Source organism: Pseudoalteromonas sp. XMcav11-Q (assembly GCF_040104525.1).
In the GTDB taxonomy this organism is placed as follows: domain Bacteria; phylum Pseudomonadota; class Gammaproteobacteria; order Enterobacterales; family Alteromonadaceae; genus Pseudoalteromonas.
Genome location: NZ_JBECOX010000006.1, coordinates 243,290 through 255,950, shown reverse-complemented (window position 1 = coordinate 255,950; position 12,661 = coordinate 243,290). Strand labels below are relative to the sequence as shown.

Genomic DNA, 12,661 nt, shown 5'->3' with positions numbered 1-12,661 from the left:
ATCCGTGGTATTAAAAAAGGCGCTCTTGGCGCCTTTTTTACTTTTTACAGCAGGGGTTATAGGCCTGCTGCTGCACGTAGTGCGTCAGCTTTATCTGTTGCTTCCCAAGGGAACTCTTCACGACCAAAGTGGCCGTAAGCAGCAGTAGGCTGATAAATTGGACGCTCAAGGTCTAGCATAGTGATTAGACCGTAAGGGCGTAAGTCGAAGTGCTCGCGGATAAGTTCGATTAAACGCGACTCATCAAGCTTAGCTGTACCGAAAGTTTCTACGCTGATAGAAGTAGGCTCAGCAACACCGATTGCGTAAGACACTTGGATCTCACACTTGTCAGCAAGGCCAGCGGCAACAATGTTCTTTGCAACGTAACGCGCTGCGTAAGCTGCAGAACGGTCAACTTTTGATGGATCTTTACCTGAGAATGCACCACCACCGTGACGTGCCATACCGCCGTATGTATCTACAATGATTTTACGACCAGTTAGACCACAGTCACCCATAGGACCACCGATAACGAAACGGCCAGTTGGGTTGATGAAGAACTTAGTTGCTTCAGTGATAAGCTCTGCAGGTAGTGTAGGCTTGATGATAGTTTCCATCACCGCTTCTACAAGGTCAGCTTGTGATACCGAATCACAGTGCTGTGTAGATAATACGACCGCGTCGATACCTACTGCTTTACCGTTTTCGTACGCGAATGTTACCTGAGACTTAGCGTCTGGACGTAACCAAGGTAGCGTGCCGTCTTTACGAACTTGCGCTTGGCGCTGAACTAGACGGTGTGAGTATGTGATAGGCGCAGGCATAAGTACGTCAGTTTCGTTACACGCGTAACCAAACATTAGGCCTTGGTCACCAGCACCTTGCTCTTCTGGACGAGTACGGTCAACACCTTGGTTGATATCAGGTGATTGCTTACCAATGGTGTTAAGGATTGCACATGAATCAGCGTCAAAGCCCATGTCAGAGTGTGTGTAACCAATTTCACGCACGGTCTTACGAGTTAATTCCTCGATATCAACCCAAGCGCTAGTCGTGATTTCACCACCAACCATAACCATACCGGTTTTAACGTAAGTTTCACACGCAACACGTGCTTTTGGATCTTGCTCAAGGATGGCATCTAGAACCGCATCAGAGATCTGATCGGCGATTTTATCCGGATGACCCTCAGAAACAGATTCAGAAGTAAATAAATGTTTAGCCATTGTATTTATGCTCACAAATATTGCGCTTCACAAACATCAGGAACAGCGCGAAAAATTAAGGGGCGTATTCTAACCAAAAAACCTAGGCATTGACTAGTTATTTTACGCCTAGACGTCCAAAATTGTGCAAACTTTTTTAATGGTCGGAAAAAGTCCGTCTGTACCCGTTTTTTTATGGCCTTTGCCGTTGCAGTTAGCCATATAAATAAGTAAGAATGGGCTCAAACCCCCGCGAAACACATTTAAAGGTAGGAGAATTCATGCCATCTCGCAAAGAACTTGCTAATGCAATTCGCGTTCTTTCCATGGACGCTGTACAAAAGGCCAAGTCTGGCCACCCTGGAGCCCCTATGGGCATGGCGGACATCGCAGAAGTACTTTGGCGCGATTTTTTAAAGCACAACCCAAGTAATCCTGAGTGGTTCGACAGAGATCGCTTTGTATTATCAAACGGTCACGGCTCGATGTTAATTTATTCATTGTTGCATTTGTCGGGTTATGACTTATCAATTGATGACATCAAAAACTTCCGTCAGCTACACTCAAAAACACCAGGCCATCCAGAATATGGTTATGCGCCGGGTATTGAAACTACTACAGGCCCATTAGGCCAGGGTATTACTAATGCGGTAGGTATGGCGATTGCTGAAAAAGCATTGGCTGCACAGTTTAACCGTGAAGATTACGACATCGTTAATCACTATACCTATGCTTTTTTAGGTGATGGTTGTTTGATGGAAGGTATCTCACACGAAGCTTGTTCACTTGCGGGTACCCTTGGTCTTGGCAAACTGATTGCATTTTGGGATGACAACGGTATTTCAATCGACGGTGAAGTTGAAGGTTGGTTTAGCGACGATACACCAAAACGCTTTGAGTCTTATGGCTGGCATGTTATCGCCGGTGTTGATGGCCACGATAGCGATGCGATTAAAGCCGCAATCGAAGCGGCGCAAGCAGAGTCTGACAAGCCAACCCTTATCTGTTGTAAAACGGTTATCGGTTATGGTTCACCAAACAAGTCAGGTAGTCATGATTGTCACGGTGCACCGCTAGGTGATGATGAAATCAAAGCAGCACGTGAATTCCTCGGTTGGGAGCACGGCGCATTTGAAGTACCGGAAGATGTGTACGCGAAATGGGACGCAACAGCACGTGGTCAAAATCAACAAAGTGACTGGCTGATTAAGTTCACTGAATACCAAATGCATTATCCTGAGCTTGCTGCTGAGTTTGAGCGTCGCATGAAAGGCGAGCTTCCAGCAAACTGGTCTGAGAAAACAGAAGCCTATATCGCAGAGCTTCAAGCGAATCCTGCAAACCCTGCAACACGCAAAGCATCACAAAATGCATTGAATGCTTATGGTCCAATTCTACCTGAGTTTATGGGAGGCTCTGCTGACCTTGCGGGTTCTAACTTAACACTTTGGGATCAATCTAAAGGCTTAACGGCAGAAGATGCCGCGGGTAACTATATCTTCTACGGTGTGCGTGAGTTTGGTATGTCTGCCATTATGAATGGTATTGCACTGCACAGAGGCTTTATCCCTTACGGTGCGACATTCCTAATGTTTATGGAATACGCGCGTAATGCGGTACGTATGGCTGCATTGATGAAGCAAAGAAGTATTTTTGTGTATACTCATGATTCAATCGGTCTTGGTGAAGATGGTCCAACACACCAACCAGTAGAACAAATGGCGAACTTACGTACTACGCCAAACCTTGCGAGCTGGCGTCCATGTGACCAAGTTGAGTCAGCAGTTGCTTGGCAGCAAGCGGTTGAACGCGCTGATGGTCCATCTGCACTTGTATTTACCCGTCAAGGTCTTGCGCAGCAGCCACGTACGGCTGAGCAAGTTGCAGCAATTAAGCAAGGTGGTTATGTACTATCTTGTGACGGTGAGCCTGAAATCATCCTTATTGCCACAGGCTCTGAAGTGCAACTTGCGGTTGAGTCTGCGGATAAGCTTCGTGCAGAAGGTAAAAAGGTACGTGTTGTTTCTATGCCTTCGACTGACATTTTTGATGCGCAATCTCCTGCATATAAAGAAAGCGTACTACCAAGCTCAGTAACACGTCGCATCGCTATCGAAGCGGGTATTGAGGACTTCTGGTACAAATATGTAGGCCTAAATGGTGCTATCGTTGGTATGACAACGTTTGGTGAGTCAGCGCCTGCTGATGAGCTATTCAAGCTATTTGGCTTTACGGTAGAAAATATCATTGAGAAGGCAAACGCATTGTTTGCATAATCAAAGAAAAGAAACAAAAAACCCATGCCATGCATGGGTTTTTTTGTGTTAGGTGGTTTGGCTAAACCACCTAAAGCTTTGAGATTGCTTCCTGCTCAAAGCTCAGGTTAGAAAGTTAAACCTTAAACTGCTCTACCGATAAGCGTAACTCTTCGGCGAGTTTAGCAACCTCAGAACTAGAGATTGAGGTCTGGCTTGCGCCTTCAGCTGTTTGCTCTGCGATTGTTACAATCGATTCCAAACGTTCACTAATTTCCTGTGCCACCTGCTGTTGCTCATTCGCCGCGTTTGCAATCTCTTCACTCACATCATGGGCCTGAGAAACGGCTGCAGTGATAGAGTTTAATGCTTCATTAGCAAGGTCGCTCTGATTTACGCACGACTCCGCCTGCTGCTTGCCTTTTGACATTGCGCCTACCGCTTCTTCGGCACCGGCTTGTAAGGATTCAATCATTGCTTGAATTTCTTGAGTCGACTCTTGAGTTTTACTTGCAAGCGAGCGTACTTCGTCTGCCACTACAGCGAAGCCACGACCTTGTTCACCCGCACGCGCAGCTTCGATTGCAGCGTTTAGTGCAAGGAGGTTAGTTTGCTCGGCAATGCCACGGATAACATCCAAAATACTACCTATCGACGCGCTGTCTTGATGTAGTTTGTTAATCACGCGAGAGGCTTCATCCACTTCTCTTGCGAGTTGCTCAATAGTGTGTTTGTTCTCATGTGAGATGCCTTTGACACGCTCCGCTTCTTTATCAGCATTTTTAATTTCCTGTAGTGCTTGATGCGCGCTGTTGCTTACACCGTGAGACGTGCTACTCATCTCAGTTGTAGCGGTAGCTGCTTGCTCTACCTGTGCCTGCTGATTTTTAATTGCTTGGCTTGATTCTGTAGTGATAGTCGATGTTTCTTCGGACGCTGCAGCAAGCTGTGTCGAACGAGAAATGATGCCAGTAATAAGCTCACGCAAGCTAGATATTAGGGTGTTACAGCTTCTAGATAATTCTCCAAACTCATCTTTTGCTGTGTCATCTAAGCGCTGTGTCATATCGCCACTGGCGACAATGTTTAAGACTCGATTTACTTCCGATAGCGGTTTTGTGATACGACTAACGGTAATGTAGGCAACACCGACGGCCATTAACGTTGCTACTATCATACCAATCCAAGTCCATAGGTTTGCTGTGCCTACATCGGCACGTACGCCTTGTTGTAAGTTAAAGGCGACTTGGCTCGCTTCAGAGAGTAAATCATCTAGCTGAGATAGGGCTGCTTTTGTGGTTTTTTCTGCATTGGTTAGTTCTTTACGTGTCTCGGCTATCGCATTGATCAAGCGTTTTTGATTTTCCGCGATGCTGTTGCTGCCGGTAACTGCATCTTTCAAATTAGTGTAATAGCCTTCGAGATCAGCAAACAAACTACTATCAAGCGCGCTAACGGGGCCACGCATCAAATCAATATTGCGACCTAGCTCTTCAACGAGGTAGCTTTGATCCCTACTTACGATTTCCAGTGTATTGATGTCTTCAACAGTAACAATATCATTGGCGCTAGTCACAACAGAAGAAAAGTTATTTTCTAAGTTATTTGCAGCTTGAAAAGCACGTTTGTCAGCATCTTCTAAGCCATCCAAATCAATGATATCAACCGTCACCATAGTCGCATCTTCTGCGGCAACATCGATAGTAGATAACTGCTCTTTTAATTTGTCCCGTAACGAAAGCTCAGTTGTTTTCTCGTTTACCAAGCTGTTCATGGCTTTTACGAACGCATCATAACTTTTGCCAACATCACGACTGCTTGAGGCCAATTTATTATTAGCGGCAACGACCTGTTGCAGCTCTGAATAGGTTTTGTCGAAGATCTTCTGGCGCTCTTTAAATTGCTGTTTTAGCGTCGCCAGTTCAGTCTCTGAACGCGCGTAAAAACTTCCCTGAGCCATTTTGCTCATTAAAGTAAACTCTACTTGCAGCGCAGAGCTTTTAGAGAGTGCTGGCAAAGACAGGTTATTAACCTGTTGAGTTGAGTTGTCAATGTTCGCAATTCTAAATAAAGAATTGCCCCCGATAAGAAGAAGCAACAAGGTGATGGTAATAAAACCACCCCAAATACGTTGGCTAACAGTCAAATTCATAGCTGTCCTACAAAATTTACAAAGCAATACGGATACTTATCGGATTTATTGCGGATAAGTTAAGTATTTTATAGCAGATGTGACAAAAAAATTCAGTAAAAAAGGTCGGATTACAAAAAATAGCAGCTCAACGGATAAAAAGTATAAGCTTCACGTTTTCTTCGAGTGTAGCTTAGTTTTGTAAAAATTAAAGTGGGTGATTACCCTAGATTCGACTTAGGAAAGTTAAATAACCTGAGCTTCGGATAATTAATGCTTTTCTAGCAGCCAGTTTTAGCGCTAACTGCGTTGAATTCACTTCCAATAGCCAGCTATTGGTGCGTAAATTCGCCTGGTTATCCCCAAAACTCTCTGGCTAGATAAGGAAATAATTTAAAAACAACGAGTTAGCTCATTTCTTATCCAAACCTCAGGTTAAATAGCTTAATTGTGCTGGTACTTTTCACCACTGTTGATATTTATCATCGTCATAGGACCTCCCCACACGCAGCCAGTGTCTAAGGCTATAATATTTTTCTTGTTGGTTTCGCCTTCCAAAGCAGCCCAGTGGCCGAAAAGTAGGGTAGTTTCGGCTGGTGTTTGGCTGAGCTCAAACCACGGAGTGAGACCTGCCGCATCTTTTAGGCCAGATTTGTTCTTAAGATCCAGTTCGCCATTTTGTTTTAGAAAGCGCATTCGAGTGAAGACGTTAACAATGGCTTTAAATTTATCTTGTTCACTGAGCTTGTTGTGCTCAAGTCCTGGGTGAGCACCGTACATATTGGCGTAAAACTCAGGGGCTTTTGTTGATTGATAAATGGTTTCGGCAAAGCGTGCATATTCTAGCGCTTGCGTAATATTCCAGCTTGGATGAATACCTGCATGAGAAATAAAAGTTTGCTGTGTTTCAAGCCAAATAGCGAGGGGCTGTGCACGTAATAAGTCAGCATATTTTTGGCATTTAGGGCTGGCAAAAACCGCATCTAATTTATCTTTTGGGTTCGGAGCGACACCCAAAGCAAGACATGCTAAAAAGTGGAGATCGTGATTGCCGAGTGTAATGCTAATAGAGCCTGCGTGTTGATAGAGAAACTCTAGGCAAGCAAGTGAATCGGGTCCTCTGGCGATGATGTCACCGACAAAGTATAAATGGTCTTGGCTTGGGTTAAAGTTGACTTGATCGAGTAGCCCGATGAGTGGAGTGAAGCAGCCTTGCAAGTCTCCAATTGCGTATTTTGCCATTTATTACCTGTGGTTTTTTATAACTCAATGTTTTTATTCTGATGTCTAGCATGTATGAGGAACGCGGGGTAAGCCCGCTTCCGCAAAATAAAAATGGTATTAATGCAAAATATTTGGACAGGAAAGTCTAAATACATTGATTGGCGCTTTAAACTCAGTGCCAAACTCATTACGCATTAAATAAAACCCTTCCATTGTACCAACGGGAGTATCGAGCACCGCGCCGCTGGTGTACTGATAGCTCTCGCCAGGACGAATAGTGGGCTGCTCACCAACGACACCTTCACCTTCGACTTCAGTCTCTTTGCCATTAGCGTCGGTAATGAGCCAATAGCGGCTATGTAGCTTGGCATTACATAAGCTATGGTTTTTGATGGTAATTGTATAGGCAAACACATATTTATCCTTTTCAGGCTGTGATTGCGCTTCAACGTAAAAGGTCTCCACCGATACTTTGATAGGTGAGCCAATATTAGTTTGAGTTGTCATATATCCAATTTGCAATTTCAATAAACTGGTTAAGCGACAGGTTTTCAGCGCGAAGTGTAGGGTCGATACCTAAGTTTCGCAGCTGCTCTTCGGTTAACAGGTTCGATAAGCTATTTCTTAGTGTCTTACGACGTTGGTTGAACGCTTCTAAACAAACAGTGTTCAAAAGCTTAGTGCTCTTAGCTGTACGTTGCGACGGATCTTTTGGGATCAATCGAACAACGGCCGAGTCAACTTTAGGTGCTGGTTTAAAGCAATGTGGTGGCACTTCGATCACAGGAATAGCGTGACAATAGTACTGCGTCATTACGCTTAAGCGACCAAAGGCCTTGCTGCCAGGGCCTGCAACCATACGGTTAACCACTTCTTTTTGCAGCATAAAGTGCATATGCTCGACCTGATCTGCAAACTCAAATAAGTGAAATAGCAAAGGGGTTGATACGTTGTAAGGTAAGTTACCAAAGATCTTCAGTTTTTCCCCTTCTTTGATTAAAGAAGAGAAGTCAAACTTCATCGCGTCGCCTTGGTGAACCGTTAATTTAGGTCCCAAGAATGGGTGATGGATCAAGCGCTCGGCAAGATCTTTATCGAGTTCTACAACGGTTAGGTGGCCACTTAAATCACAAACAGGTTCAGTGATAGCACCTAAACCAGGACCGATTTCAACCAGATTGTCTTCAGGTTTTGGGTCGATAGCAGTTACTATCTTGTCGATAATATTGTTGTCATTTAAGAAGTTTTGACCAAAGCGTTTACGCGCTCTGTGTCCGAGATGTACTTTATCTGTCATGCATTCTGTGCTTTTTTGGTTGCGAGCTTAATTGCTTCGCGGATCGCTAATTCAAAACTACCCACTTCAACATCACCAGAGCCGGCTAAATCAAGCGCTGTACCGTGATCAACCGATGTGCGAACAAAGGGTAATCCTAGGGTGATGTTTACTGAGTTTCCAAAACCTTTATATTTTAACACAGGTAAGCCCTGATCGTGATACATTGCGAGCACAGCATCAGCATTATCTAAATATTTAGCTTGGAAAAGGGTGTCAGCTGGCAGCGGTCCAACCAAGTTCATGCCTTGTTTATTCAGCATTTCCAGTGTTGGCTCAATGGTTTCTATTTCTTCACGACCAAGATGACCACTTTCTCCAGCATGCGGATTTAATCCACAAACTAATACCCTGGGTTGTTCAATACCAAACTTGGTTTGTAGGTCGTGATGTAAAATATGAATGACTTTGCTGAGACGCTCAGGCGTAATTGCCTTTGATACGTACGCCAGTGGGATATGCGTAGTTACTAGCGCTACACGCAGCCCTTCGGTTGCGAGTAGCATTACGACATCAGCGGTATCAGACTGTTGTGCAAAGTACTCAGTATGGCCGCTAAACGAGATCCCAGCTTGGTTAATAATGCCTTTATGAACTGGGCCCGTGACTACCGCTGCAAATGTCCCATCCATATTCTTTTCAGAGGCAATGCGCAAGGTTTCGAGCACATAATGGCCATTGGCTTCATCTAATTGACCAGCGACCACTTCAGCACCTTTGTCTACTTGAAGGTAGTAAATGGCACCAGCAGGTGCCGCTTCAGGCGCAGCTTCGCTGTCAAATGGCAGCAACTTGATTTGCTCACCGAGTTCTTTGGCGCGTTTTTCTAGAATACTTTTATCAGCCACCGCAACCAACTGAGCAGGCCATGCGTGCTGAGCCAGTTTGATAACAAGATCTGGGCCAATACCTGCAGGCTCACCCGGTGTAATTGCGATTCTGAGTGTCATAGCCGTTATTCCGCTTCGATAATTTCAATATGCGCTTGGTCACGCATTTCTTTAATCCATTTAAAGCTTTCTTCTTTAAATTTACGGTTAAACAACAGACGGTGTGCGCGATTTAACTTGGCTTGTTCTGTTTTATCGGCTACGCGTTTATCTAGCAGTTGTACAATATGCCAGCCAAATGTACTTCTAAATGGTTCACTGATCTGATCTTTTTCTAGCGACAACAGAGTGTCTCTAAACGCAGGTACGTATGTAGTTGGATCTGTCCAATCGTACTCACCACCTTTAAGTGCAGAGCCTGGATCTTCAGAATATTCTTTAGCCAGCGCTGCAAAGTCAGCGGTACCTGCGCGCAAGTCTTTTACAAAGCCAGTTAGCATTGAGCGTGCTTTTTCTTCACTTAGGATAATAGACGGCTTGATTAAGATATGACGTGAACGCACCTCAACAGTTTCAACGACTTCACGACCACGAATATCTTGTACTTTTAGAATGTGGAAACCTGCACCTGAGCGCAGTGGACCAACTATGTCGTCTTTTTTCGCACCTTTTATGGCCTCAGCGAACAAGGTTGGCATTTCGTTAATTCCCATCCAGCCTAATTGACCACCATCGAGCGCTTTTGAGCCGCTAGAAGAAGCAATTGCGATGCGCTTGAACTCTTTACCTTCGTTCAAAAACTTAATCACGTTATCAGCGCGCTCACGAGCGTCTTCAATTTCTTCTGGAGTCGCTTTATTTGGGATCTTAATCAAAATATGGCCGATATCATACTCTTCCGAGTTACCCGTTTGCTCACTCAATATTTTTTGCAGGTTAGTCACCTCTTGAGGGCTAATATAAATACGGCGGTCAACACTGGCACGGCGCACTTGGCTTGTGGTTATTTCTTTACGGATCTCTTCTCGGTATGCCGGGAAGCTTTCGCCGCTAGCTTCAACTGAGCGACGTAAATCAGCGATAGTACCACCTTGGTCTTGGGCAATATTCGCAATGGTCTGATCCAATTGAGCATCTGAAATTTGCATACCCATACGGTCACCCAGTTGCAACATTAAAGATTGCTCAATGAGTTTATCGATGGCTTGTAAGCGTAATGTTCTATCGCTAGGAAGTTCGGTACCTTGCTGCTCAGCCTGTTCTTTTACACGATTTATTATTTGATCGACTTCGCTTTGTAAAATTACACCATCATTTACTGTGGCAACAACTGTATCTAGCTTTACACGCTCAGCATGTGCTTGAGTAAACAGGCCTGCACTTAAGGAGGCCACTAATAACAACTTTTTTAAATTCATACGGCTTTCTAAATTCTATTTATTCAAAAAATACGGTCTACGGTAACCAAAAATACCCTGTCGAAGGAGTTTACTCGCATCACCACTGCTTTGGCTTCCAAGCCCTGTAAGGACAAATTTCAGGCTGAAGCCAGAATCAAACACTGCTTCATCATTTGTAAGTGTTTGGTTTAAGTTTGTTTCAATTTGACGATTCGCAGTCACCTGAATAGCCCAACAACAAGACTGGTATTGAACACCAACAAAGGATTCAACACTTCTATTTGCCGTCATATCTCGGTGATAGCTTGCTACAAATTGCCAGTTATCGTCAATTGGTAAACTTGTAAAGAGACCGACTTGGTCAATTTCATAGTCTGAGACATCATTAACATAACGATGGTTCAATTGCACTAACTGCTTATCGTCACCTTTATAGTCCAAAGTAAAGTGAGACTGCACTAACTCTTTGCTATCCACATCATATTGCACCCCACCTGAGAGGTACCAGCGCTTATGCCAATGTAACATGGATTCAGCGGCAAATAGTGCATTATAGTTGGTATCATCAGTAAATAGCTGTTCAGAAGGCTTTACAGATGACTCAAGATAAATGATCTGACCTGCACTGAAGTTAAAGCGTTCGACATTACTGTTATCGAATACACGCGTGGTTGCACCCACGGTGAATTGATTGGCTTCTGCAATCCGATCATAACCAGAGTAACGGCGTGCTCTAAACAGACCAATAAAGTCATCTTGTAACTTAGCGGTATCGTACCAGCCAATTTGGCTTTGCTCTCTGTGAGGTGTGTAAAGGTACTGAATTTGTGGCTCAAGCGTTTGCGTACCTTGTTCAAAAAAGAACTCTGTACTGCGTTCAAAGTTCAGTTGTCCGTGTACCCGTAAACTAGGCAATGTACGCGTGACAGACTCATCATACTCTGTATCAGGCATATCTATATTTTGTTCATAACGCGTGTGAAGTAGGCGTGCCTCGGAGGTAAATGACCAAGCGTAGTCGCTGCGTGAAAAAGACACGCGAGGCTCTAGGTGTAATCGCGACGCCTCTGAGATTGGCAAAGCATCATTTTGAAAATAGGCAAACTCACCCTCAAAGTCCCAATCAAGGCCAACAAGTTCATAGCTGTCCCGTGTACGGAAGCTAATTTGCGGTAGTGCAGTGTAGGATTCTCTGTGGTCACCCAACACTTCAAAATCTTGCAACTTTAAGTCGACTAACCAGTCTTCACCAAGGTAACTTAGACTGCCGGTGCGATATAACTGAGTGTCAGTTTCATTGGCGTATTCGGATGTTAAGTCAGTGAGATAGTTATCGTCACTCACATTTGTAACATCAACAAACGCACGCCATTTATCACTTAAATAGCTTTTTTGTTGCCAATGCACTAAATAGCGATCGTCTAGCTGTGGCTCGGAATCATCCTTACTGAGGTATTCGACGCCAATTTTACCTTGATGTTGTTCAGTTAAATATCTGAACTCGGTAATAAGCTGAAATCCTTTATTAGCCATGTACCTTGGTGTTAGGGTCGCGTCGTAGTTAGGAGCTAGATTGAGATAATAAGGGGTGATCAGCTCCAAGCCAAACTTATTTGAGCTGGAAATTGTCGGTGTCAGCAGGCCAGATTTTCGTCTATCATCGATTGGAAACGTAAAGTAGGGTAAATAGATAATTGGCGTGTCCATAATTTTGAACACCGTATTATAGGTTTCACCCCAACCGTCTTCTCGAGAAAGTACAATACTGCTTGCCTCGATACTCCAAAATGGGTCATCAGCAGGACACGTGGTGAAGCTAGAGTTGTCGAGTGAAATTTTGCTGCCAGAGGCATGCAACTTCTCTGCACCACCGCGCCCCAGCTGGTCTGTTAATTCGTATTCAGCACCAAGCAAGCTCACGGTGTTAGCATTTAAATCCGCGAATAGCCCATTGCTGTGAACTTTGGTAAATTGGTCACGATAGAGTAGTGGTCCAGAAGCGCTGAGCAGGCCTTCTTTTTTATCGATTAGCGCACGTCTAGCTTCTAAGCTCATGGTTTCAGTGTTAATCACCACATTACCCGAAAACTCAGCACTATCAGTACCTTGTAGTTCTAAGTCATCGGCAACGATATCAATGGCATGTTTGGGCAGCGAGGCTAACGGCTTCCAGTTTTCTGGCTGCATATAGTCTTTACATTGTGCGGCGACAATGTTCGTATTAGCAAAAGCTGTAGAATGAATCGCGGATAATACAGCCAAGCCCCAAATTTTGCGCATTTAATAACCTATTAGCTG

Annotated in this window: 9 protein-coding genes; 1 reads left to right on the top strand and 8 read right to left on the bottom strand. The window is 44.3% G+C overall.

All coding sequences use genetic code 11. The features are described 5' to 3' along the window. Positions 1–56: 56 nt before the first annotated feature. Complete coding sequence (gene metK / locus ABMY45_RS12305; protein WP_010606001.1) at positions 57–1,208, bottom strand: methionine adenosyltransferase; 1,152 nt, start codon at positions 1,206–1,208, stop codon at positions 57–59. Positions 1,209–1,468: 260 nt separating this feature from the next. Here metK and tkt point away from each other — a divergent pair, with 260 nt between their 5' ends. Next, positions 1,469–3,463: a transketolase gene (gene tkt / locus ABMY45_RS12300; protein WP_010606002.1), complete on the top strand. Its 1,995-nt coding sequence runs from the start codon at positions 1,469–1,471 to the stop codon at positions 3,461–3,463. Positions 3,464–3,578: 115 nt separating this feature from the next. On the opposite strand, the gene ABMY45_RS12295 is transcribed toward tkt, so the two are convergent. From ABMY45_RS12295 to lptD, 7 genes are all read right to left on the bottom strand, one after another. Next, positions 3,579–5,594, bottom strand: a complete 2,016-nt coding sequence (locus ABMY45_RS12295) for a methyl-accepting chemotaxis protein (RefSeq protein ID WP_349288929.1) — start codon at positions 5,592–5,594, stop codon at positions 3,579–3,581. A gap of 423 nt (positions 5,595–6,017) precedes the next feature. Next, positions 6,018–6,815 carry a symmetrical bis(5'-nucleosyl)-tetraphosphatase gene (locus tag ABMY45_RS12290; RefSeq protein WP_174169781.1) on the bottom strand — a complete coding sequence of 266 codons (798 nt, stop codon included), beginning with the start codon at positions 6,813–6,815 and terminating at the stop codon, positions 6,018–6,020. A gap of 99 nt (positions 6,816–6,914) precedes the next feature. Continuing rightward, positions 6,915–7,304, bottom strand: a complete 390-nt coding sequence (apaG, locus tag ABMY45_RS12285) for a Co2+/Mg2+ efflux protein ApaG (RefSeq protein ID WP_010606005.1) — start codon at positions 7,302–7,304, stop codon at positions 6,915–6,917. After that, a complete protein-coding gene (gene rsmA / locus ABMY45_RS12280; RefSeq protein ID WP_010606006.1) occupies positions 7,288–8,094 on the bottom strand; it encodes a 16S rRNA (adenine(1518)-N(6)/adenine(1519)-N(6))-dimethyltransferase RsmA in 807 nt (268 codons plus the stop codon). Before rsmA ends, apaG begins: the two co-directional genes overlap by 17 nt. After that, the gene (gene pdxA, locus ABMY45_RS12275) at positions 8,091–9,083 is read right to left on the bottom strand and encodes a 4-hydroxythreonine-4-phosphate dehydrogenase PdxA (RefSeq protein WP_174169782.1); all 993 of its coding nucleotides are present in this window, start codon (positions 9,081–9,083) and stop codon (positions 8,091–8,093) included. The genes rsmA and pdxA overlap by 4 nt, the downstream gene beginning before the upstream one ends. A 5-nt stretch (positions 9,084–9,088) precedes the next feature. Beyond that, entirely contained in the window at positions 9,089–10,381 is a 1,293-nt protein-coding gene (gene surA, locus ABMY45_RS12270; protein WP_010606008.1) for a peptidylprolyl isomerase SurA, read from the bottom strand. Positions 10,382–10,396: 15 nt separating this feature from the next. Next, a complete protein-coding gene (gene lptD, locus ABMY45_RS12265; RefSeq protein ID WP_349288928.1) occupies positions 10,397–12,643 on the bottom strand; it encodes an LPS assembly protein LptD in 2,247 nt (748 codons plus the stop codon). Positions 12,644–12,661 lie beyond the last annotated feature (18 nt).